The organism is Mycobacterium sp. TY815, from assembly GCF_030755135.1.
Classification (GTDB): domain Bacteria; phylum Actinomycetota; class Actinomycetes; order Mycobacteriales; family Mycobacteriaceae; genus Mycobacterium.
This window is the reverse complement of record NZ_JAUFRX010000001.1, coordinates 1,751,175-1,774,732: the sequence shown is the minus strand read 5'-3', so window position 1 is coordinate 1,774,732 and position 23,558 is coordinate 1,751,175. Positions and strand designations below refer to the sequence as shown.

The following is a 23,558-nucleotide window of genomic DNA, read 5'->3' as shown; positions in this document are numbered from 1 at the left end:
GAGTCAGCGCACACTCCGATTGCGGAGCCTGTCCAGTACCCCGCGCATCACGTGCTCGGTGGCGTTGATCGGCATCATCATCGTCTCGCCCCAGCTCACGATGTTGTCCATCCGTTCCAGGATGGCCTCCACCGGCTGCAGCACGGTGAGCAGGCGCTTGGCGAGATCGTCGAGGCTGGACAGGGTTCCATCCAGGTGGTCCAGGCCGTTCTCCAGCCGCGAGACGGTCTGGTTCAGCGCCGATAGCGACTTGTTCAATTCCACCAGGGAGGTGCCGAGTCCGTCGAGGACGTCTTCGACCTGCTCGACCGTCTTGTCGGCATTCAATGCCGCCTGGGTGAGGGTCTTCATTCTTTGCCGAGCCGGAGTCGGGCGGCCGCCGCTTCTGTCTGCCATGCGGTCATTAATACCAGCTTGACACCGGCGGATATAGACCCGTCAGAACACCCGCAATGTCAACGAGCGAGTTTGCCCGCCGCAGCCTCGTCCAGCAGCCAGCGGGTGATCTCGCGACCAATGGCCCCGGCGGCCGGTAGCGACACCGGGTCGGCGCCGCCGACGGCCGCCGCCACCGCGTCGGCCTTGCCTTCACCCGAGACCAACAGCCACACCTCGCGGGAACGCTGAATTGCGGGCAAGGTCAAGGTGATTCGTTGTGGTGGCGGCTTGGGGGAGTCGTCCACCGAGACCACCATGCGGCTGGTTTCCCGCACTGCGGTGGTGTCCGGGAACAGCGAATTGATGTGGCCTTCGGGTCCCATACCGAGGAGGTGAACGTCGAAGTGCGGTGCCAGTTCGCCGGGTGCGGCGTTGGCCGCCAGCAGTTGCTCGTACGCCAGAGCCGCAGCCTCGAGATCGGAGCCGAACTCGCCGTCGCTGGCCGCCATCGGGTGCACCTGGCTGGCCGGAATGTCGATGTGATCGAGCAACGCCTCGCGGGTCTGCCTTTCGTTGCGCTCCTCGTCGTCCTCGGGAACGTAGCGCTCGTCCCCCCAGAACAGGTGCACACCGGACCAGTCGACCGGATGCGAAGCGAGTTCGCGCAGCAGCGCTACGCCGTTTCCGCCGCCGGTCAACACGATCAGCGCCCGGCCCCGCGCCGTCATCGCCTGGGCGATCGTGTCGACCAGGCGCCGCGCCGCGGCCTGCGCCAGACGTTCGCTGTCGGGGAATACTTCGATCTCGGAGCTCATTGGTATTGCACCTTCTTGATGCCCTCCAGGGCCGCGTGGTAGATCTCGTCGGCATCCAGCCGACGCAGGTCTTCGGCGAGGCACTCGCCAGTCACCCTGCGCGCCAACGGAACCAGTGCGTCAGGCTTGGCCGTGCGGCTCAGTGTTGCCGTGGTTCCGTCCTGCGGCCGGCTGAGCACGATGGTCTCGCTCTTGCGCACCAGTTCCACCGTGAGCTCACCGACCTCCCGGTGAACCGGGCCGTCGATCCGGCTGGCCAGCCAGCCCGCCAGAATATCAAGTGCGGGTTCTGTTTCCAGGCCGCTGATCCGGGCCGACTCGATCGGTTCGTGTGGTGGCAGGTCGATCGCCGAGGTCAACAACGCGCGCCAGTACGTGATCCGGCTCCAGGCCAGGTCGGTGTCGCCGGCGCTGTAACCGGGCAACCGGCTCTTGATCGCGGCCAACGGGTCGACCGCGTTGGTGGCGTCGGTGATGCGGCGAATAGCCAACTTGCCCAACGGATCCTGGGCGGGCACCGCCGGAGCGTTGTCCGGCCACCAGGCCACCACCGGGATGTCGGGCAGCAGGAAGGGGATGACGACGCTGGCGGCGTGCCCGGAGAGCGGCCCGGAAAGTCGCAGCACCACCACCTCACCGGCGCCCGCGTCACCGCCTACGCGGATCTGCGCGTCCAGGCGGGGCTCGTCGGCGTAGGCGTTGCCCCGCATCGTCACGATGATGCGGCTCGGATGCTCGTGACTGGCGTCGTTGGCGGCCTGGATCGAATCCTCCACCACGGCTTCGCTGTCCGGCGCGATGATCAGCGTCAAGACCCGGCCCATGGTGACCACGCCGGCCATTTCGCGCATCTCGTCGAGCTTCTTGTTGACCGCCGTGGTGGTGGTGTCAGGCAGTTCGACGATCATGTGCGCCGCTCCTCAGCATCACTTCGTTCTGCATCGTCGCCGGCGCGAATCATGTGCGCCGCTCCTCGTTCTCAGCGCGACTCATGGCCGCCGCCATTCCCGGCCGGTGCGGCGCAGCATCTCGAACGCCGAATCGGGCCCCCAGGTGCCCGCTTCGTACGGATCGGGTTTACCGTGCGACGCCCAGTTGTCCAAAGCGGGATCGAGTATCTCCCAGGCCAATTCGACTTCTTCGTTCACCGGGAACAGCGACGGCTCACCGAGCAGCACGTCGAGGATCAGCCGCTCGTATGCTTCCGGTGACTCCTCGGCGAACGCCGAGCCGTAGGAGAAGTCCATGTTGACGTCGCGGACTTCCATCGCGGTGCCGGGCACTTTGGAACCGAAGCGCAATGTGATTCCCTCGTCGGGCTGCACCCGAATGACCATGGCGTTGGTGCCGAGCTCATCGGTCATGGTGGCGTCGAACGGCAGGTGCGGCGCTCGTTTGAAAACCAGCGCGATCTCAGTGACCCTGCGCCCCAACCTCTTTCCGGTCCGCAGGTAGAACGGCACCCCGGCCCAGCGCCGGGTGTCCACCTCGAGGGTGATGGCGGCGAACGTCTCGGTCACGGAGTCCTTGGCGAACCCCTCTTCGTCGAGCAGTCCGACCACCTTCTCGCCACCCTGCCAACCGGCGGTGTACTGGCCGCGGCTGGTTGTCTGGTCGAGCGGCTGCGCCAGCTGTGTCGCCGAGAGCACCTTGATCTTCTCCGTCTGCAACGCTTTCGGAGTGAAGCTGACCGGCTCCACCATCGCGGTGAGCGCCAGCAGTTGCATCAAGTGGTTCTGGATGACATCGCGGGCGGCGCCGATGCCGTCGTAGTAGCCGGCCCGCCCACCGAGGCCGATGTCTTCGGCCATGGTGATCTGCACGTGGTCGACGTAGTGGGAGTTCCAGATCGGATCGAACAACTGGTTGGCGAAGCGCAGAGCCAGGATGTTCTGCACCGTCTCCTTGCCGAGGTAGTGGTCGATGCGGAAGACCGACTCCTCCGGGAAGACGGAGTTGACGGTTTTATTGAGATCCTGCGCGCTCTTCAAGTCGTGGCCGAAGGGCTTCTCGATAACCACCCGGCTCCACCGATTACCTTGCGGCCGAGCCAATCCCGATTTCTCCAACTGTTCGCAGACCACCGGGAACGACTTCGGCGGAATCGCCAGATAGAACGCGTGGTTCCCGCCCGTGCCGCGTTCGGCATCGAGCTTCTCCAGCGTTTCAGCGAGCCGACTGAACGCATCGTCGTCGTCGAAAGCACCTGGTACGAAACGGAACCCCTCGGCCAGCCGGTCCCAGTTCTCCTGCCGGAACGGGGTCCGGCAGTGTTCCTTGACGGCGTCATGCACCACCTGACCGAAGTCCTCGGTGTCCCAGTCGCGGCGCGCGAATCCCACCAGCGAGAAGGTGGGGGGCAGCAGCCCCCGGTTGGCCAGGTCGTAGATCGCCGGCATCACCTTCTTGCGGGCCAGGTCCCCGGTGACGCCGAAAATCACCATGCCGCAAGGGCCGGCGATCCTGGGCAGCCGCTTATCCCGCTTGTCGCGCAGGGGGTTCTGCCACTGCGCCTCGGGTGCGGCTGGGCTCATTTGTCGGCGGAGTCGAGCTGCGCCTGAGTCTCCTCGAGCAGTTCGCCCCAGGAAGCCTCGAACTTCTCCACCCCTTCGTTCTCCAGCACCAGGAACACGTCGGTCAGATCGATGCCGATCTCGTCCAGCTTGTCGAACACTTTCTGGGCTTCGGACGCGGTCCCGGTGATCGTGTCACCGTGGATCGTCCCGTGATCGGCGACGGCGTCAATCGTCTTCTCCGGCATGGTGTTCACCGTGTTCGGGGCCACCAACTCGGTGACGTACAGCGTGTCGGAGTAATCGGGGTTCTTGACGCCGGTCGACGCCCACAACGGCCGCTGAACCCGGGCTCCGTCAGCCTGCAGCCCCTTGAATCGCTCGCCGCCCTCGAAGATCTCCTGATAGGCCGCGTAAGCCAGTCGGGCGTTGGCGACGGCGGCCTGGCCGAGCAGGGCGCGGGCCTCGTCGGAGTCGATCTTCTCCAGGCGCTTGTCGATCTCGGTGTCCACCCGCGAGACGAAAAACGAAGCCACCGAATGGATCTTGGACAGGTCGTGGCCGGCTTGCTTGGCCTTCTCCAGCCCGTCCAGATAGGCGCCCATCACCGCGCGGTAACGCTCGACGGAGAAGATCAGCGTGACGTTGACCGAAATGCCTTCCGCCAGGGTCGAAGCGATAGCAGGAATGCCCTCCTCGGTGGCCGGGATCTTGATCAGCAGATTCGGCCGGTCGACGATCTTCCACAACTCGACCGCCTGCTGGGTGGTCTTGTCGGTGTCGTGGGCCAGGCGCGGGTCGACCTCGATCGACACCCGGCCGTCGACCCCGTCGGAGGACTCCCACTGCGGCCTCAGCACATCACAGGCGTTGCGGACGTCGTCGGTGGTGACGGTGCGGATGGTGGCGTCGACGTCGGCGCCCCGCTCGGCCAATTCGGCGATCTGGTCGTCATAGGTATCGCTGTCGGCCAGCGCCTTCTGGAAGATCGACGGGTTGGTGGTCACCCCGACGACGGACTTGGTGTCGATCAGTTCCTGCAGGTTGCCCGATTTGATCCGGTCCCGGGACAAGTCGTCGAGCCAGACGGATACGCCCGCAGCGCTGAGCGCGGCAAGGTTGGGGTTCTGGGTCATCTGATCACCTTTTCTCAGTTATCCATTGCTTCTTCCGCGGCGGCAGCAACGGCTTCGGCGGTGAAGCCGTACTCGCGGAACAGCGTCTTGTAATCGGCGGATTCCCCGAAATGCTCGATCGACACGATCTTGCCCGTGTCGCCGACAAGTTTGTGCCATGACTGGGCAACACCGGCTTCGACGGCCACCCGGGCCGACACCGAGGGCGGCAGCACGCTGTCGCGGTAGTCCTGCGGTTGCGACTCGAACCACTCGACACACGGCATCGAGACGACTCGCGCGAGAATGTCGCGCTCTGCCAACAACTTCTGCGCCTCGACGGCGAGCTGGACCTCCGAGCCCGTGCCGATCAGCACCACGTCGGGCTCCTCATCGCCGTCAGTGCCACCGAGGACATAGCCGCCGCGGGCCACGCCGTCCAGATTCGTGCCCGCCAGCACCGGCACGTTCTGACGCGTGAGAATCAGGCCGACCGGCCCGCTGCCGTTGCCGCGGGCCAGGACCGTGCGCCAGGCGTAGGCCGTCTCGTTGGCGTCGGCCGGGCGGACCACCGACAGGTTCGGGATGGCCCGCAGTGCCGAAAGGTGCTCGATCGGCTGGTGGGTCGGGCCGTCCTCGCCGAGGCCGACCGAGTCGTGCGTCCACACGTAGATGGTGTCGATGTCCATCAGCGACGCGAGCCGCACCGCGGGGCGCATGTAGTCGGAGAACTGCAGGAACGTGCCGCCGTAGGCCCGGGTGGGGCCGTGCAGCACGATGCCGGACAGGATGGCGCCCATCGCGTGCTCACGCACACCGAAGTGCAGCGTGCGCCCGTACCAGTGCGCCGTGTAGTCCTTGGTCGAAATCGACGGGGGACCGAAGGAATCGGCGCCTTTGATCGTGGTGTTGTTGCTTCCGGCCAGGTCGGCCGAACCGCCCCACAGTTCCGGCAGTTTCGGGCCCACCGCGTTGAGCACCTCGTTTGAGGCTTTGCGGGTGGCGACATCGTCCGAGCCGGGCTCCCAGTGCGGCAGGTCGGCATCCCAGCCGTCGGGCATCTTCTCGGCCGTCAACCGGTCCAGCAGTGCCTTGCGCTCGGGTTCGCGCTCCGCCCACGCGTCGAAGTCGGTCTGCCACTTCTGGTGCGCTTCGCGGCCCCGGTCCACCAGCTTGCGGGTGTGCGCGATGACCTCGTCGCGAACCTCGAACGTCTTGTCCGGGTCGAACCCGAGAATCTTCTTGGTGGCCGCCACCTCGTCCTCACCGAGCGCGGCGCCGTGCGCCTTGCCGGTGTTCATCAGGTTGGGCGCCGGGAAGCCGATGATGGTACGCAGCGAGATGAACGACGGCCGGCCGGTTTCGGCCTTCGCGTTCGCGATCGCCTCCTCGATTCCGATGACGTTCTCGCCGCCCTCAACTTCCTGCACGTGCCAGCCGTACGCGCGGTAGCGCTCGGCGGTGTCTTCACAGAGGGCGATGTTCGTGTCGTCCTCGATGGAGATCTGGTTGCGGTCGTAGAACACGATCAGGTTGCCCAGCTGCTGCACCCCGGCCAGCGAACACGCTTCCGACGTAACGCCTTCCTCGATGTCGCCGTCAGAGGCGATCACGTAGATGTAGTGGTCGAACGGACTGGTGCCAGGTTCGGCGTCCGGGTCGAACAGGCCGCGCTCGTAGCGGGACGCCATCGCCATGCCGACGGCCGAGGCCAACCCCTGGCCCAGCGGGCCGGTAGTGATCTCGACCCCGTCGGTGTGCCGGAATTCCGGGTGCCCGGGAGTCTTGGACTTCCACGTGCGCAGTGCCTCGATGTCGGACAGTTCGAGCCCAAAGCCGCCCAGGTAGAGCTGCAGGTAGAGGGTCAGGCTGCTGTGTCCGGCCGACAGGACGAAGCGGTCACGGCCCAGCCAGTGGACGTCACTCGGGTCGTGGCGCATCGCGCGCTGAAACAGCGTGTACGCCAGTGGAGCCAGGCTCATCGCCGTTCCGGGGTGACCGTTGCCGACTTTCTGGACGGCGTCGGCGGCCAGCACCCGGACCGTGTCGACCGCAGCCGAATCGATCTCGGTCCAGTCGTCGGGGTGGTGCGGGCGGGTGAGCTCGGAGATCTCTTCAAGTGTGGTCATTCAGTCCTCAGTCCTGGGGTCATCAAACTGATCAATCCCACCCTAGTGCGGGATTGCTGGCGCATGCAGGCCCAGATTGCGTGTACCCGCGGAAGCCTGTGTGAAAATATCGTGTCGCGGTTTGGTGGCTGTCATCAGCGCCGCGGAGGCAGACAGGTCGAGAAATTTCGGGCAGATCGACCCTGCGGGGCTGTGGCAGTGCTGGCGCGGTCTACCATCATGCGTAGTAGAAGCTGCGCGCGGCTGCGATTTCCCGAGGAGTTAATGCGTGAGCGTTCGCGGCCGCCCAGAGATTGCGGCGCCCAGCCGGACTTCAGGCCGGATCACCGGCACCGTTCTGGCGTACCTGGCGTTGACCAAACCGCGGGTGATCGAGCTGCTGCTGGTCACCGCGATACCGGCGATGCTGCTCGCGCACCGCGGCTCGGTCAACCCGCTGCTCATCCTCAACACACTGGTCGGCGGCATGATGGCCGCCGGTGGCGCCAACACGCTCAACTGTGTGGCCGATGCGGACATCGACAAAGTGATGAAGCGGACCGCGCGACGGCCGCTGGCCCGGGCTGCGGTGCCGACGCGCCACGCGCTGATCTTCGGCCTGGCATTGAGCGTGGCCTCGTTCTGCTGGCTGTGGTGGACCACGAACCTGCTATCTGGTCTGCTGGCGGTGGCCACGATCGCGTTCTACGTGTTCGTCTACACGCTGCTACTCAAGCGGCGCACTGCGCAGAACGTGGTGTGGGGCGGCGCCGCCGGCTGTATGCCGGTCATGATCGGGTGGTCGGCCGTCACCGGCACCATCGGCTGGCCGGCGCTGGCGATGTTCGCGATCATCTTCTTCTGGACTCCGCCGCACACCTGGGCCCTGGCCATGCGGTACAAGGAGGACTACAAAGTCGCCGGTGTGCCGATGCTGCCCGCCGTGGCGACCGAGCGTCAGGTCACCAAGCAGATTGTGATCTACACCTGGCTGACGGTGCTGGCGACGTTCGTGCTGGCTCTGGCGGCCGGATGGCTGTACGCGGCGGTGGCACTGGTGGCCGGCGTGTGGTTCCTCACGATGGCCCACCAGTTGTATGCGGGAGTGCGGGCCGGGGAGCCGGTGAAGCCGCTGCGGCTGTTCCTGCAATCGAATAACTATTTGGCGCTGGTCTTCTGCGCTTTGGCCGTTGACTCGGCGATCGCGCTGCCGACTCTGTTCTGACCCGCCTGCACCTCGGCGCCTATCCGACGCCGACCGGGCGCCGCCCGGGCGCCGACCAGGCCCCAGCCGGGCGCCGACCAGGCCCCACCCGGCGCCGACCAGGCCCCACCCGGCGCCGACCAGGCCCACCCGGCGCCGACTGTGAATTTTACGACGCGACTCGCCGGTGGACGCGTCGTGGTTTTCACTCTCGGCGGGTTGTTCCGTCGATCCAGAACCAGCCCGATTCAAATCCCGTGCGCGTGCGGTCCGGGTCGATGGTCATCACTAAATACGTTTACTAACAACGTATTTCGCGTAACGGCCAGCAGCGTCCGCTGCCTTCCGTCTGGGCGTGCACGATTTGCGATACCGCCCGTCGCGATATCGAATTTTGTGGTACCCCGACAACGAGAGGAGTGTTCGGCATGACGTCTTGCGTCGTTCCCACAGGGCCGTGCATCTCCTGTTCGGTCACTGGGTATCTGTTGACCGCCGGCTGACCATGACCGCCCCCATCTGGATGGCTTCGCCTCCAGAGGTGCATTCGGCATTGCTGAGTAACGGCCCGGGCCCCGGCCCGCTGCTGGCCGCTGCGCAGACATGGAGCGCACTCAGCGCCGAATATGCCTCAGCAGCAGACGAACTCGTCACAATTCTGGCGTCGGTTCAGGCCGGCGCATGGCAGGGTCCGAGTGCGCAGGAGTATGCCGCCGCCCACCTGCCGTACCTGCAGTGGCTGACCGCGACCGCCGCGCAGAGCGCCACGACGGCCCTACAGCACGAGGCGGCGGCCGCGGCGTACACCGCCGCGCTGGCGGCCATGCCCACGCTGCTCGAATTGGCCGCCAACCACGCCATACACGGGGTGCTGGTGGCAACGAACTTCTTCGGCATCAACACCATCCCAATAGCCCTCAACGAAGCCGACTACGTCCGCATGTGGATCCAGGCCGCCGGCGTCATGGCAGGGTATGAAGCCGTTTCCGCCTCGGCGGTGGCGTCAGTCCCGCCCGGCCAGCCCGCGCCGCTCATTCTCAATTCGCCCGCGGCGGCCTCAAACCCTCTTGAACAGCTCCAGCAGATCCCGCAGCAGGTCTTCCAGCTCGCCCTGCGGCTGATCGGAATCAACTGGGACCCCGCCGCGGGCACCCTCAACGGCATTCCGTATGCCTCGTATACGGTGCCGGGCCAGCCCGGCTACTGGATTTCCCGACTCTTCCTGTTCGCCCAGGACTTCCAGGGACTGCAGAACTGGATCCAGCTGCTGTTGACCAACCCCGTCGCGGCCCTGCAGTCCCTCGGCGGCATCACCCCCGCGCAGATCATCGTCTACCTGGTCGCCCATCCGGTGCTGGCGGCGGCGCTCGCAACGTCCCCGTTGTGGTCGACGCTCGCCACGTTGCCCGCGGTCGCGGCCACGGCCAGTGTGGCGGCGCTGGCCGCGCTGGCCGCGATACCCGCCGCCGCGCCCGTCGTTGTGCCGGTACTGGCGCCTGTTGCGGCCGCGGCGTCGGCGGCGCCAGCCGTTTTCGCCCCGGCACTGGCCGGTTCGATATCTCCGTCCGTTCCGGCGGGCGCTCCCGCGACGACGGTGAGCACCGTCAGCACGCCGCCGTCCGCGCCGCCGCCCGCACCGGCCGGGCACGCGTTTCTGCCCTATGCCATCGGAGCCGGCCCGGGTCCTGGCCTCGGGCCGGTGCATCGCGGCACCGCGAGTGCAAGCGCCCGCGCCAAAGCACCGGAACCCGACAGCGCCGCCGCCGCGGCCGCCGCCGCCGCCCGCAGAAAGGCGCGCAAGCGACGTCAGAAGGGGGAGCCGCAGCGCGCCTGTGCCGACGAATTCGCCGACATAACAGACGATTCGGATCCGCAGGCAGTCGAATCCGATCAGGGCGCCGGGGCGCTGGGCTTCACCGGCACGGCCCGCAAGGGCGGTGTGCGGGCGGCTGGCCTGATTACCCTGGCCGGCGACTCATTCGGCGGCGGGCCGACATTGCCGATGATCCCGACGACGTGGGACACCGAGGGGCCCGAGGAGGCTTAGGGCAGCAACACGATCGAGCCGGTGGTCTTGCGGCCCTCCAAGTCGGTGTGCGCACGCGCGGCTTCGGCCGGGGGATGATCCCGCCGACCTCGGCCCGGAGGTGCCGCGGCGGCGGCCGTGATCGCACGCTTCGTGTGCCGGCGCCGGAAGTGCTGAGCGCCGAGGCTGCTTCAGCAGCAGATCGGACGGAGATTCGCAGCGCACGGTGACGCCGACCCTATTGTGGAGTTGAGTCGAGTGGTGATGACGGGTCGCGCATGACTGGGGCAAGCCGAATAGTGTTGATGCAAAGGGTATCTCCGCACCGCGGAAGTGTGTCGCGCTTTGCCGAGCTGGTGACCGGACCGGATAGGCGTAGTGAGTTCGTCCGGTTCTGGTCTGGTTCACGATGCCTGCTTGACAAGCGACTGCAGCTCCGTTTACTGCTCAATCCCGAAAAATGTCATCGGCGGGTGTGAGCATCAGCACAACTGTGACTTTCGCATGTGAACATCGGCACAGTCGCGCTATTCAACTTGTGTCACAGTAGTTTTGAGTGCACATTTGGTTCATGTTCTCGCTACTACGGGCCAACGAACGTGTTGCATACTCATGGACCTCACCACGGGTAGTGCCTTGAGCGGAGTCGTTCGGAAAGAGTTGCACGAGAACGGGATACCGTATCGGCAGTGGTCACGATCGGCGTAGGTCGATCATTCCACCTCGGTAGCGTGCGGCGATATGTAGCAGTCTTTCCCATGTCGACGTCGGGATTTGCTCTTACATAGCAGCTTTGACGCGGGTGCCCGTAACGCGGGACCCATGGCTTAATGCCCGTCGGCCGGACGTGTGTCAGAAGCTGACCGCGTTCCGGGGCTTGCGGTCGAGTGACGGCTCTCTGTTGCGATCGTGCTGCCTGGAACGTCATCCAGAACATGAATTCAACGAGACGTACGGAAAGAGAAATAGATGACAAGTGCGAGGATGCGACTGACGTCAGATCAGATTGTAGAATTTTGCCGCCAGTTGGATGAGCTTGAGCTGAGGGTGGCCGGTGACCTGGCGAATCGCGATCTTGCTGGCGTCCAGGACATTTTGGATTCTCAACAAGTGCTGGAAATGGACGACCGCGGTCCCCTGATGGACGGGATTTTCCCGGCTTGTTGGCGGGCCGAGTCCACGATGCTGGCAGCGTTGGACATACTAGGCAACACGGAGGATTCTCCGTGCCGAGTAAACCCGGTATACGCGTTCCTGCTCATGGTGCTTTTCAAATACAGTCTTGCCCTGCGCAACTTGGAGAGTCAGCGTACTGGTTCCGCTCAGATCAGGCTCGCGGACAAGCGTGGCGCACTGGGCCGGGTTTGGGTGCAGAGTAAAAGCGATCTGATTGCAAGGCATTTCGTGGTCGGAAGCAGAGTTTCTGCTGACCGCTAGGCGGGAAGCGCCGCGGCCCAGAAGTGCGGGTCTGCCTCACCAACCGGTGACGTCTTAGCCGAGCTTTTTTCGGGTCCCAGATGCGGTGATCACGTGACAGCCCGCGCGAAGGCTGACCGTCATGCCATGTCCCCTATCCGACCGGGACCGCAATCGCGTTCGTGAACCGCCAAGTCGCAGAAGGCATGTGTCCGGTGGTTTCACGGTGTGGTGGCGACGCGTCTCGGGGTTCTGGGGGTTGCATTGGCGCGCAACCGGTCGTTGAGCGCGTAATCACCGACATCGGGTCGACGCCAAGGACCAGCCCAGCGGCGTGGTTCCTCCGCTTTCTCAATGATCCATCGATGTGGGCATGCCGGAAAGAACGTATTAGGCTGTCTATCAATCTAATTCGCGCTTGTCGCGGCGTTTACGGTTTGTGCCGTCCCGGCGTTCGCTGCTACGCATCGGTCGAGCTGAACGTCGGGCACGTTGGCGCCGGTGGCAGTTTCAACAGCCGATGCTGACCGCGACTGGCTCTTCGCGCCGATCGACTGGCCGTCGGGTATCTCGATGGTGCTGTCAAGCCGCGCGAGCACCCGGTCGCGCTAATGCGGTTTAGATTCAATTCGCGCGGAGCAGGCCCGCAGCCCTTCAGTGTGTTGGCCGGTTGGGGCGATGACAGCCTGGTTGTGAACAGTGCCTTGGGAACGCTTGGGGCAGTAGTCGCGATCAGGCCCGGTGCGCGTCATGGCGGTCTGTGACATGTGTCGTAGCCGGCGACCGCATCGGCAGAGGCGTCCAGTCAGCGTGTGGGTCTGAGATGAGTGGGGTCCTCATGCGGAATGTGTCGTCATGTTGGTGGGGCTTGCTCGGTGGTCGTGCGAAGGAAGGCTTTGAGGTGGTGGGCGTAGGTGATGACGATGTCGGGGTTGAGGAGTTGGTGGTGTGTGCAGTTGATGGAGTGGGCGGTGGTGGGGCCGGTGAGGTGGGGTTGCCAGGATCGGAGGAGGTGGGCGGCTTTGGTGCGGGTGGATTCGTAGGTGGTGTGGGTGGGGGGTGGGGTGTGTTCGGCGGCGATGAGCAGGGTGGGGCCGTCGTAGACGGCGGGTTGGTGGTTTCGGTAGAGGGCGATGTTTCGATGGTGGTTGGTTGTGAGGTCGGTGATGAGTTGGTCGTCGGGGACGACGTTGTCGGGTAAGCGCAGGGGGGGCAGGTTGTCGTCCTGGTTGACGGTCGGTAGGGCGGGGAGGGAGTCGAGCAGGATGAGGCGGGTGTTGGTGTGGCCTTGGTGGCGGAGTTCGATGGCGATGTGGTGGGCAAGAACGCCGCCGTAGGACCAGCCGATGAGGTGGTAGGGGCCGTGGGGGTGGGCGGTGTGGATGCGTTGGGCGTAGTTTTTCGCCATTTCTTGGAGGGTCTGCGGTGGGGTTTCGTGGGGTTCGAGCGGTTGGTGGATGGCGATCAGGGGGGTGGTCAGGTGGTGGCCGAGGGTTTGGTAGGGCCAGCTGATGCCGCTGGTGGCGTGAATGCAGAACAGCGGGGTGCCGCTGCCGGTGCGCAGGGTCTGGACCGGCGGTATGTCGGTGGTTTGGGAGCGTCCTTCGACGCGCCGGGCGAGGGCGGTGAGGGTAGGGGCATCGAAGAGGTCTGTGACGCGGAGGTCGGTGTTGAGGGTGGTGTTGGCGGCGGCGATCAGGCGCATCGCGGACAGGGAGTCCCCACCGAGGTCGAAGAACGAGTCGGTGGCTGAGATTTGCTCTGCGCCGAGGATGTGGGCGTAGAGAGTGGAGAGCATCTCTTCAATTGGGCCGGCCGGGGCCACATAAGCCTGTGCGGTGGTGCTGTAGTCGGGGGCTGGTAGAGCGCGGCGGTCGAGTTTGCCGTTGACGGTCAATGGCAGTTCCTTGAGCTCCACGAACGCGGCCGGCACCATATAGGGCGGCAGCATCTGCGTGAGTTGGTCTCGCACCCGGGCCACATTGATGCCGGCTTCGGTGGTGGTGGTGAGGTAGGCGACCAGTCGGGGCTCGCCGGGGGTGTCTTGGCGGGCGATGACGGCGGCTTGTTCGATGCCGTCGAGCGCGGTGAGGGTGGCGGTGATTTCGCCGCATTCGATGCGGTAGCCGCGGATTTTGACTTGTTCATCGGCGCGGCCGAGGTAGTGCAGGTGCCCGTCGGGACCCCAGGAGACGAGGTCTCCGGTGCGGTACATCCGGGAGCCGGGTGGGCCGTCGGGGCAGGCGACGAACCTTGAGGCGGAGAGCGCGCTGCGGCGCCAATACCCCGCCCCGACTCCGGTGCCGGCGACGTACAACTCACCCACCGCCCCCGGCGGGACGGGGCGTAGCCAGTTGTCGAGGACGAAGAGGGCGGCGGTGGGGACGGGGGTGCCGATGGGGACGGTGGGGGTGTCGGGTGTTAGGGGGGTGCTGAGGGTGGCGTAGATGGTGGTTTCGGTGGGGCCGTAGCCGTTGCGCATGATCCGGTGTGGGGCCCAGCGTGCGACGACCTCGGGGGGGCAGGCTTCGCCTGCGGTGATGAGGGTGACGTTCTCGAGTCCGTGGTGGGGGAGGCGGTGTAGTGCGGCGGGGGTTTGGCTTAAGACGGTGACGTGGTGGGTGGTGATGAGGTGGTGGAGGTCTGTGGGTGAGGCGGTGAGGTGGTCGGGGACCACGACCAGGCGGCTGCCACCGAGCAGGGCGCCGAAGACTTCCCAGACGGAGTAGTCAAAGGCGTAGGAGTGGCATTGGGTCCACACCCCGTGGGTGGGGAGGTGGGGGTGCAAGGAAGTCAGGAGCGCGGTGGCGTTGTGGTGGGTGGTGGCCACGCCTTTGGGGGTGCCGGTGGTGCCGGAGGTGTAGATCAGATACGCCAGGTCCTGCGGGTCAGGTCCGGGCAGCGGGGTCGTGGTGGGTGAATCGTCGAGGGTCAGGGTGTCCAGGGTGATCACCGGGACAGTGCTAGCGGGGAGGTGGCTGGTGAGGGTGGTGGTGGTCAGGACGGCCAGCGGGGTGGTGTCGGCGAGCATGAACCCCACCCGCGCACTCGGGTGCTGCGGGTCGATCGGGAGGTAGGCGGCGCCGGTTTTCAGGACGGCCAGGATGGCCAGGATGGCGGTGTCGCTGCGGGGCAGCAGCAGGGCGATGACGGCCCCTGGTGCGGCGCCGTAGCTGGTGTGCAGGTGGTGTGCCAACTGGGTGCTGGCCGTGTCGAGTTGGTGGTAGGTCCAAGTCCGGTCCTGGAACGTTAACGCCGGCGCGTCGGGGTGGGCTGCGACCTGGTGGGCGAAGACCTGCGGAATCGAGACGGGGGCGGGTGGTGGGGTGTGCAGGGTCCGGTGGTTGCCCCAGGTGTCCAGTTGGGTGTGCTCAACCGTGGTGAGCAGGTCGAGCTGGTGCAGGGGGCGTTCGGGGTGGGTGGTGAAGGTGTGCAGGGTGTGTTGCCAGCGGGTGAGCAGGGTGTTGATGGTGGCGGGGTCATAGACGTCGGTGCGGTATTCGACAGTCCCGGTGAGGGTGGGAGCCCCGTGTGCGTCGACGTTCTCGCTGAGGGACAGGACGAGGTCCATGCGGGCGGTGCCGGTCGAGACCGGGTAGGCGGTGACCTGCGCCTCGCCGAGCCTCAGAGCGGTGGTGGTGTCGGGGTGGGTAAAGGGCAGGTTTTGGTAAACGAGCATGACCTGGATCAGGGGGTGGTGGGTGCGCGAGCGGGTGGGGTGCAGGCGCTCCACCAGGAGTTCGAAAGGGACGTGTTGGTGTTCGAACGCCTCCACGCTGCGGGTGCGGATGCGGTTCAGCAGCGCGGTCACCGTGTCGTGGTGGTCGATGGGGGTGCGCAGGATCAGGGTGTTGACGAAGAACCCGATCAGGTCATCGAGGCCGGGGTGGGTGCGTCCGGCGGTGGGGACCCCGATCGCGACATCGTCGGTGCCGGCCAGCGCAGAGAGGACCACGGCCAGCGCGGCGTGCACCACCATGAACGGGGAGACCTGCTGGGTGCGGGCCAGCGCGTGGATCTCACGGGTGAGCTCGGCGGGCCAGCCGAAGTCCAGGGTGGCGCCGCGGTAGTCCGCGACCGGCGGGTAGGGGCGGTCGGTGGGCAGTTCTAGCCGTTCCGGCAGGCCGGCCAGGGTGTCTTCCCAGTAGCCCAGCTCGCCGGCCAGGCGGCTGTCGGGCTGGTTGGGGTCGCCCAGCACCTGGTGGTGCCACAGGGTGTAGTCGGCGTACTGCACCGCCAGGGGTGTCCAGGTGGGGGCGGCGCCGGTCAGGCGGGCGGTGTAGGCGGTCTGCAGATCCCGGGCCAGCGGACCCATCGACCAGCCGTCGGCGGCGATGTGATGCACCAGCAGCACCAGCACGTGCCGGTTGTGGCCGGTGTGCAGCAGGGTGGCGCGGATCGGGATCTCGCAACTCAGGTCAAAGCCGTAGCCCACACCCTCGGCAACAACAGCCTCCACCTGCTCGGGCGTGAAACCGCGGGCATCAATGAGCTGCCATGGCACCTTGAGCTCGTCGGTATCGACGATGTGCTGATACCCGATGCCGTCGATCGTGTCGAAGCGGGTGCGCAGGGCCTCATGGCGGGTGATGACATCGCCCAGGGCAGCCTTCAGGGCGTCAGCATCCAGCGGCCCATGCAGTTTCAGGACTGCCGGGATGTTGTAGACCGCCGAGGGGCCCTGCAACTGCTCGAGGAACCACAGCCGGGACTGGGCAAACGACACAGGGACCCGGGCTGGGCGCTCCTGGGCCACCAGTGGCAGGTGTTGGGTGGTGTCGGGGGTCAGGCGCTGGGCGAGTCCGGCGACGGTGGGGGCGTCGAACAGGTCGGCGACGCGTAGGTCGGTGTGCAGGGTGGTGGTGGCGGCGGCGATCAGGCGCATCGCTGAGAGCGAGTCGCCTCCCAGTTCGAAGAACGAGTCGCTGGCTCCGACTCGTTGGACGCCGAGGATTTGGGCGAAGATGCCGGCCAGGACTTCTTGGACGGGGCCGGCCGGGGCCACATAGGTCTCGGTGGGGGTGTAGTCCGGGGCGGGAAGGGCGCGGCGGTCCAGTTTCCCGTTGACGGTCAACGGCAAGACGTCCAGGGTTACGAACGCGGTCGGCACCATGTAGCCGGGTAGGACCTCGCTCAGCTGGTTGCGGAGCCGGGAGGTGTCGATGCCGGCGCCGGTGGTGGTGGTGAGGTAGGCGACCAGCCGCGGCTCACCGGGGGTGTCTTGGCGGGCGATGACCGCGGCGTGTTCGATCCCGTCTAATCCGGTCAGGGCGGTGGCGATCTCGCCGCATTCGATGCGGTAGCCGCGGATTTTGACTTGTTCATCCGCGCGGCCGAGGTACTGCAATTGTCCGTCGGGGCCCCAGGAGACGAGGTCCCCGGTGCGGTACATCCGCGACCCGGGCGGCCCGTAGGGGCAGGCCACAAACCGGGCCGCGCTCAAGGCTGCGCGGCGCCAGTAGCCGGTCGCGACTCCGCTGCCGGCGACATACAACTCCCCGGTCACTCCGGGTGGGACAGGGCGCAGGCAGTGGTCGAGGACGAAGAGGGCGGCTCCGGGGACGGGGGTGCCGATGGGGACGATGGGGGTGTCGGGTGTGAGTGGGGGTGCGGCGGTGGTGTGCATGGTGGTTTCAGTGGGGCCGTAGGTGTTGAGCAGTGTGCGGCCCGGTGCCCATTGGGCGGCGACGGTGGGAGGACAGGGTTCACCGGAGGTGATGACGGTGATGCCGTCGAGTCCCTCGGCGCTGAGGTGTTGCAGGGCGGTGGGGGTGTGGCTCAGGACGCTGACTTGCTCCTGAATCAGGAGGGCGTGCAGGTCGTGGGGGGAGCTGACGATGTGTTCGGGGATGACGACGAGCCGGCTGCCGCCGAGGAGGGCGCCGAAGATTTGCCACATGGTGTAGTCGAAGGCGTAGGAGTGGCATTGGGTCCAGGTTTGCGGGCCGGCCAGGGATCGGTAGATGTGGGGCTGGCGGTGCAGTGAGGTGAGCAGGGTAGTGATGTTGTGGTGGGTGGTGGCGACGCCTTTGGGGGTGCCGGTGGTGCCGGAGGTGTAGATCAGGTACGCCAGGTCGCGGGGGTCGGGTCCGGGCAGCGGGGTCGTGGTGGTGGGCGAGTCGTCCAGGGTCAGGCTGTCCAGGGTGAGGACCGGCACGGTGGTGGGGGGGAGGTGGCCGGTGAGGGTGGTGGTGGTCAGAACGGCCAGCGGGGTGGTGTCGGCGAGCATGAACCCAACCCGCGCACTCGGGTGCTGCGGGTCGATGGGCAGGTATGCGGCACCGGTTTTCAGCACGGCCAAAATGGCCAGGATGGCGGTGTCGCTGCGGGGCAGCAGCAGGGCGATGACGGCCCCGGGTGCGGCGCCGTAGCTGGTGTGCAGGTGGTGGGCCAACTGGGTGCTGGCCGTGTCGAGTTGGTGGTAGGTCCAGGTCCGGTCCTGGAACGTCAGCGCCGGCGCGTCGGGGTGGGCTGCGACCTGGTGGGCGAAGACCTGCGGAATCGAGACAGGGGTGGGTGGTGGGGTGTGCAGTGCGGGGTGGTTGCCCCAGGTGTCCAGTTGGGTGTGCTCAACCGGGGTGAGAAGGTCGAGTTGGTGCAGGGGAATGTCGGGGGTGGTGGTGAAGACTTCCAGGGTGTGGCGCCAGTGGGTGAGCAGGTTTTCGATGGTGGCGGGGTCGTAGACGTCGGTGCGGTATTCGACAGTCCCGGTGAGGGTGGGGGCCCCGTGCTGGTCGACGGTTTCGCTGAGCGATAGGACGAGGTCCATGCGGGCGGTGCCGGTCGAGACCGGGTGGGCGGTGATCTGCGCATCGCCCAGCCGCATGGTGTCTGAGGTTCCTGGGTGGGTCCAGGGCAGGTTTTGGTAGGCGAGCATGACTTGGATCAGGGGGTGGTGGGTGCGCGAGCGGGTGGGGTGCAGGCGCTCCACCAGGAGTTCGAAGGGGACGTGTTGGTGTTCGAACGCCTCCACGCTGCGGGTGCGGATGCGGTTCAGCAGCGCGGTGGGGGTGGCGTGGTGGTCGATGGGGGTGCGCAGGACGAGGGTGTTGACGAAGAACCCGATCAGGTCATCCAACGCGGGGTGGGTGCGTCCGGCGGTGGGGACTCCGATCGCGACATCGGTGGTGCCGGCCAGCGCGGACAGGACCACGGCCAGGGCGGCGTGCAGCACCATGAACGGGGAGACCTGCTGGGTGCGGGCCAGGGTGTGGATCTGACTGGTGAGGTCGGCGGGCCAGCCGAAGTTCAGGGTGGCGCCGCGGTAGTCCGCGACGGGCGGGTAGGGGCGGTCGGTGGGCAGAGCGAGGCGTTCGGGCAGGCCGGCCAGGGTGTGTTCCCAGTAGGCCAGCTCGGCGGCAAGGCGGCTGTCGGGCTGGTCGGGGTCGCCGAGCACCTTTTGGTGCCACAGGGTGTAGTCTGCGTACTGCACCGCCAGGGGTGTCCAGGTGGGGGCGGTGCCGGTCAGGCGGGCGGTGTAGGCGGTGTGCAGATCCCGCGCTAGGGGGCCCATCGACCAGCCGTCGGCGGCGATGTGGTGGACCAGCAGCACCAGCACGTGCCGGTGGTGGCCGGTGTGCAGCAGGGTGGTGCGGATCGGGATCTCCGCACTGAGGTCAAAGCAGTAGCCCACAGCATCGCCGACGACAGCCTCGAGCTGTTCGGGGGTGAAGGTGCGGGCATCAATGAGCTGCCAGGGCACGTGGAGGTTCTCGGGGTCGCAGATGTGTTGGTAGCCGATGCCGTCGATGGTGTCGAAGCGGGTGCGCAGCGCTTCGTGGCGGGTGATCACATCCCCGAGGGCAGCCTTCAGGGCGTCAGCATCGAGGGGCCCGTCGAGCCGGAGGACGGCGGGGATGTTGTAGACCGCCGAGGGGCCCTGCAACTGCTGCGAGGAACCACAACCGGGACTGGGCGAACGACACCGGGATATGGGCTGGGCGTAGCCCAGCCGCGAGCGGCAGGTGGGTGGTGGTGTCGGGGGTCAGGCGTTGGGCGAGTCCGGCCACCGTGGGGGCTTCGAACAGGTCGGCCACCCGCAGCTCGGCGTGCAAGGTGGTGGTGGCGAGCGGCGATCAGGCGCATCGCGGAGAGGGAGTCGCCCCCCAGCTCGAAGAACGAATCGGTAGCTCCGACTCGCTGGACGCCGAGGATCTGGGAGAAGATGCCGGCCAGGACTTCTTGGACGGGGCCGGCTGGGGCCACATAAGTCTGCGTGGTGGGGGTGTAGTCGGGGGCGGGTAGGGCGCGGCGGTCGAGTTTCCCGTTGACCGTCAACGGCAGTGCTTTGAGCACCACGAACGCGGCCGGGATCATATAGGCGGGTAGGACCTCGCTCAGTTGGGTGCGGACCCGGGCTACATCCAGCCCGGTCTGACCGTCAGTGGTGGTGAGGTAGGCCACCAGCCGCGGTTCACCCGCGCCGTCGTGGCGGGCGATGACGGCGGCTTGCTCGATGCCGTCCAGTGCGGTGAGGGCGGCGGCGATCTCGCCGCATTCGATGCGGTAGCCGCGGATTTTGACTTGTTCATCGGCGCGGCCGAGGTAGCGCAGTTGCCCGTCGGGGCCCCAGGAGACGAGGTCTCCGGTGCGATACATCCGCGACCCCGCCGGCCCGAACGGGCACGCCACAAACCGGGCTGCCGATAACCCGCCCCGGAGCCAATAGCCCGCCGCGACTCCGCTACCGGCGACATACAACTCCCCGGCCACTCCCGGGGCCACGGGACGTAGCCAGTCATCCAGGACGAACAGGGCAGCTCCGGGGACGGGGGCGCCGAGGGGCACTGCTGGTTCATCGGCTGTCAGGGGTGTACTGGCTGTTGCGAAGATGGTGGTTTCGGTGGGGCCGTAGACAGCGCGCAGTGTGCATCGTGGCGCCCAGCGATGGATTAACTCCAGTGCGTAGGCTTCGCCACCGACGACGATGGAGGCGGTGTCTAAGCCGTCACAGGGGAGTTGGTTTAGGGCTGCTGGTGTTTGGCTGATCATGTTGACCTGCTCCTGGATCAGGAGGTGGTGCAGGTCGGTGGGGGAGTGCACGATGTGGTCGGGGATGACGACGAGGCGGCCGCCGCCCAAGAGGGCGCCGAAGATTTCCCAGACCGAGAAGTCGAAGCTGGTGGAGTGGCATTGGGACCAGACGGCGGCGCCGTCGAGCCCTAATCGCGGCGACAAGGTGGTGATCAGGGCGGTGGCGTTGTGGTGGGTGGTGGCCACGCCTTTGGGGGTGCCGGTGGTGCCGGAGGTGTAGATCAGGTACGCCAGGTCGTGGGGGTCGGGTCCGGGCAGCGGGGACGTGGTGGTGGGTGAATCGTCCAGGGTCAGGGTGTCCAGGGTGATCACCGGGACCGTGCTGCGGGGGAGGTGGCCGCTGAGTTCGCTGGTGGTCAGGATCGCGACCGGGGTGGTGTCGGTGAGCATGAACCCCACCCGGGCGCTCGGGTGCTGCGGATCGATCGGGAGGTAGGCGGCGCCGGTCTTCAACACGGCGAGGATCGCGGTGATGGCGTGGGCGCTACGCGGCAGCAGCAGCGCGACCACGGTCCCTGGGCGGGCGCCGTAGGCGGTGTGCAGTTGCTGGGCCAGCGCGGTGCTGGCCGCGTCGAGTTCGTGGTAGGTCCAGGTCCGGTCGTCGAAGGTCAGGGCCGGCGCGTCGGGGTGGGCTGCCACGCGCTCGGCGAAGACCTGCGGGATCGACACCGGCGGGGCCGGTTCTGGGGTGTGCAGTGTCCGGTGGTTGCCCCAGGTGTCCAGTTGGGTGTGCTCGAGGGGGGTGAGCAGGTCCAGGGCGGACACCGGTTGGTGGAGGTCGGTGGCCATTGCTGAGATGAGCTCGTGGAGGCGTTGAGCCAGGGTCTCGGTGGTGGCGAAGTCTGTGGCGGGGTCGGTGGTGTACTGAGTGCTCACCAGCAGTTGGTCACCGGTGCTGTGGAAGAACACTCCTAACCCGGTAATGCCGCCGAAGGCCACGCATTCGGCGTGGGCGGGGGCATTTCCGAAGGGGTGTGAGGCGGTGCTGGGCAGGAAATTGACGACGACCCGATTTTTGGGTTCGGGCAGGGCCGGGGGCCCGGTGTGGAGTGTGTGGACGGGGAAGCGTTGATGGCGGACGGCGTCTTGGATCTGCTGGTGGGTGTGTTGGCAGAATTCGGCCACGCTGGTAGCCGGTGCAGCGGTGAGGACGAGGGGAACGGTGCCGATCATCAGGCCGGGCAGCGTCAGCGATTGTGCTCGGGTGCGTCGGGTGAGCGGGAAGTCGATCACGATGGGTGAACTGGCGGGGTTTTGTTTGCCGATGAGCAGGGCACAGGCGGCGGTCCAGATCGCTGATTGGCGGATGCCGAGGGTTCGGCTGAGTTGCTGTACGTGGTCGATGGCTTGCTGGGGTAGTGGTGCTGGTGTGCAGAGGCCGCCGGTGTGGGTGGCTGGGGTGGCAGCGTTGAGGACGGGTCGCTCGGGGGCGATCCGGAGGTGGTTGCTCCAGTAGGTGCGGTCGCGGTGGTACTCCGGGGAGTTTTCGTAGTCGGCTTCCAGGGTGATCAGATCTTGCAGCGATCCCAGGGGTGTGGGCGCAATTGGTTTGCTGGTGATCAGGGCGGAGTAAATCGATGCAACCCGGTTACAGAAGAGCATTAAGCCGAAGCCGTCAGAGACGAGGTGGTGAACGCCGACGAACCAGTAGAACTGGTGAGTGCTGAGCTGATAGAGAGCGAATCGGTACAGCGGTTGGTCCAGGGGCATCGGTTGGGTGCGCAGCAGTGCAGCGCGGTGGTATGCCTCGTCGACGGGATCGGAATAGGGGCGCAAGTCGCAATACGGGATGTCGATTTGGGCGCTGGGCACGATGTGTTGGCGGACGTCGCCGTTGTGTTCGACGAAAACAACGCGTAATGCGTCGCATTCACTGAGCGCATGCTCGACGGCGCGGATCAGGACCGCCCGGTCCACCGAGCCGGCAATGACCGCGAAATTGGCCAGCTGCCAGCGGGAATCGAAGCCATTGATCTGCTGATCAAGCCATATGCCGAGCTGTCCCCTGGTTACGGGCAACGAGGGGCCTTGCGTGTTCATTGCTTCACCTCAGGACAGCTGATTTCAACGCTGCCGATCCATTTCTCCCCACCCTGAGTTGTTCATCGCGTAGACGGAGGATATTCACAGGCCATCTCCGAGGTTCTGCGGAACGCGGGCGTCGATTTTGTGCCGTCCATGACCGCCGATCGTCTTCTACATTTTGGCGCGCCAAAAGCAGTAAACGAAACCGATCTGGAGTGGAGGCTGTGTCGGCTTCGCCCGAAAAAATCTCTGTTCTCTCACGTTTGATACCTCCCCTCGATCCCTGGCGCCAACGCTGTGTCAAAAATTGCGATAGTAATGTCCAGTACTGGACGCAAATTGCTATTGTGCGACGGAAGCGTCTCATCAAGAACTTTGGGCCGACCGCCTACGCAAGGCAGCACACGCGGCGGCGAAGAGGGGTGAATTGGACTGTTGACGCTGTGCGGTGCGGGCCTGTAGGCACTCGGTCCTTTGAGCCTCTAGCCGGCAGATATTCGTGCTCAGGCGGGGAATCGCCGCAGGCTGCGGGACCATATGTCAATGCTCTCAGCTGGGCTGAGTAGTCGATTGACCCACTGACCGGTGCCGGGGGATGCAAGACGCTTTGACCTTGCTCGCGAATCTCAGTGAAGCAGGCAACGTGTAGTCGATGGCCCGTTGCCACGGCGTTGGTGAGTACGTCTCGTCTCGAATGAGAGGAAAATGTATTCGCGCTGTTCAAGGTATAAGAAGGCCGCTATCGTCGGTCGCACCGCTGTGTACACCCACTTCGCACACAGGTTCCACCGACGGCTGGTGGGTTACGTGGTGATCTTTTGGAGTAAAGCGAGGATCGGCGTGATCGGGAGCCAGGCATGCGGTTGCGATCGGTGGCGTGCAGCGTGGGAATCTGCCGTCCCGAACGACTTATGCGCGGGGTTTC

At 66.0% G+C, this 23,558-nt stretch carries 11 protein-coding genes; 3 read left to right on the top strand and 8 right to left on the bottom strand.

Annotated elements, in window-relative coordinates; all coding sequences use genetic code 11:
* Nucleotides 1-3: 3 nt before the first annotated feature.
* From QXK92_RS07215 to tkt, 6 genes are all read right to left on the bottom strand, one after another.
* On the bottom strand, nt 4-396 hold the full coding sequence (locus tag QXK92_RS07215; protein WP_306240995.1) for an ATPase: 393 nt from the start codon (nt 394-396) through the stop codon (nt 4-6).
* Nucleotides 397-455: 59 nt separating this feature from the next.
* Entirely contained in the window at nt 456-1,193 is a 738-nt protein-coding gene (gene pgl / locus QXK92_RS07210) for a 6-phosphogluconolactonase (protein ID WP_306240993.1), read from the bottom strand.
* A complete protein-coding gene (gene opcA / locus QXK92_RS07205) occupies nt 1,190-2,101 on the bottom strand; it encodes a glucose-6-phosphate dehydrogenase assembly protein OpcA (protein ID WP_306240992.1) in 912 nt (303 codons plus the stop codon). Before opcA ends, pgl begins: the two co-directional genes overlap by 4 nt.
* An 81-nt stretch (nt 2,102-2,182) precedes the next feature.
* Nucleotides 2,183-3,727, bottom strand: coding sequence for a glucose-6-phosphate dehydrogenase (gene zwf / locus QXK92_RS07200; protein WP_306240991.1), 1,545 nt, complete (start codon nt 3,725-3,727; stop codon nt 2,183-2,185).
* Nucleotides 3,724-4,842: a transaldolase gene (tal, locus tag QXK92_RS07195; RefSeq protein WP_306240990.1), complete on the bottom strand. Its 1,119-nt coding sequence runs from the start codon at nt 4,840-4,842 to the stop codon at nt 3,724-3,726. Before tal ends, zwf begins: the two co-directional genes overlap by 4 nt.
* 14 nt (nt 4,843-4,856) lie before the next feature.
* Nucleotides 4,857-6,950, bottom strand: coding sequence for a transketolase (gene tkt, locus QXK92_RS07190; protein WP_306240988.1), 2,094 nt, complete (start codon nt 6,948-6,950; stop codon nt 4,857-4,859).
* A 268-nt stretch (nt 6,951-7,218) separates the two neighbouring features.
* On the opposite strand from tkt, the gene QXK92_RS07185 reads away from it, so the two are divergent.
* From QXK92_RS07185 to QXK92_RS07175, 3 genes are all read left to right on the top strand, one after another.
* The gene (locus QXK92_RS07185; RefSeq protein WP_306240987.1) at nt 7,219-8,154 is read left to right on the top strand and encodes a heme o synthase; all 936 of its coding nucleotides are present in this window, start codon (nt 7,219-7,221) and stop codon (nt 8,152-8,154) included.
* 484 nt (nt 8,155-8,638) lie between these two features.
* The gene (locus QXK92_RS07180) at nt 8,639-10,180 is read left to right on the top strand and encodes a PPE family protein (RefSeq protein ID WP_306240986.1); all 1,542 of its coding nucleotides are present in this window, start codon (nt 8,639-8,641) and stop codon (nt 10,178-10,180) included.
* 948 nt (nt 10,181-11,128) lie between these two features.
* Nucleotides 11,129-11,596 carry a hypothetical protein gene (locus tag QXK92_RS07175; RefSeq protein ID WP_306240985.1) on the top strand — a complete coding sequence of 156 codons (468 nt, stop codon included), beginning with the start codon at nt 11,129-11,131 and terminating at the stop codon, nt 11,594-11,596.
* Nucleotides 11,597-12,428: 832 nt separating this feature from the next.
* Here the strand turns inward: QXK92_RS07175 and QXK92_RS07170 are convergent.
* Both QXK92_RS07170 and QXK92_RS07165 read right to left on the bottom strand, forming a co-directional pair.
* Entirely contained in the window at nt 12,429-19,460 is a 7,032-nt protein-coding gene (locus QXK92_RS07170; protein ID WP_306240983.1) for a non-ribosomal peptide synthetase, read from the bottom strand.
* Nucleotides 19,385-22,648, bottom strand: coding sequence for an amino acid adenylation domain-containing protein (locus tag QXK92_RS07165; protein ID WP_306240982.1), 3,264 nt, complete (start codon nt 22,646-22,648; stop codon nt 19,385-19,387). The genes QXK92_RS07170 and QXK92_RS07165 overlap by 76 nt, the downstream gene beginning before the upstream one ends.
* Nucleotides 22,649-23,558 lie beyond the last annotated feature (910 nt).

What these genes read in the sequence shown, in the direction of transcription:
- QXK92_RS07165 (WP_306240982.1), bottom strand. Translation starts at nt 22,648, where the DNA reads ATGAACACGCAAGGCCCCTCGTTGCCCGTAACCAGGGGACAGCTCGGC.
- tal (WP_306240990.1), bottom strand. Translation starts at nt 4,842, where the DNA reads ATGACCCAGAACCCCAACCTTGCCGCGCTCAGCGCTGCGGGCGTATCC.
- pgl (WP_306240993.1), bottom strand. Translation starts at nt 1,193, where the DNA reads ATGAGCTCCGAGATCGAAGTATTCCCCGACAGCGAACGTCTGGCGCAG.
- QXK92_RS07215 (WP_306240995.1), bottom strand. Translation starts at nt 396, where the DNA reads ATGGCAGACAGAAGCGGCGGCCGCCCGACTCCGGCTCGGCAAAGAATG.
- QXK92_RS07175 (WP_306240985.1), top strand. Translation starts at nt 11,129, where the DNA reads ATGACAAGTGCGAGGATGCGACTGACGTCAGATCAGATTGTAGAATTT.
- QXK92_RS07180 (WP_306240986.1), top strand. Translation starts at nt 8,639, where the DNA reads ATGACCGCCCCCATCTGGATGGCTTCGCCTCCAGAGGTGCATTCGGCA.
- zwf (WP_306240991.1), bottom strand. Translation starts at nt 3,727, where the DNA reads ATGAGCCCAGCCGCACCCGAGGCGCAGTGGCAGAACCCCCTGCGCGAC.
- opcA (WP_306240992.1), bottom strand. Translation starts at nt 2,101, where the DNA reads ATGATCGTCGAACTGCCTGACACCACCACCACGGCGGTCAACAAGAAG.
- tkt (WP_306240988.1), bottom strand. Translation starts at nt 6,950, where the DNA reads ATGACCACACTTGAAGAGATCTCCGAGCTCACCCGCCCGCACCACCCC.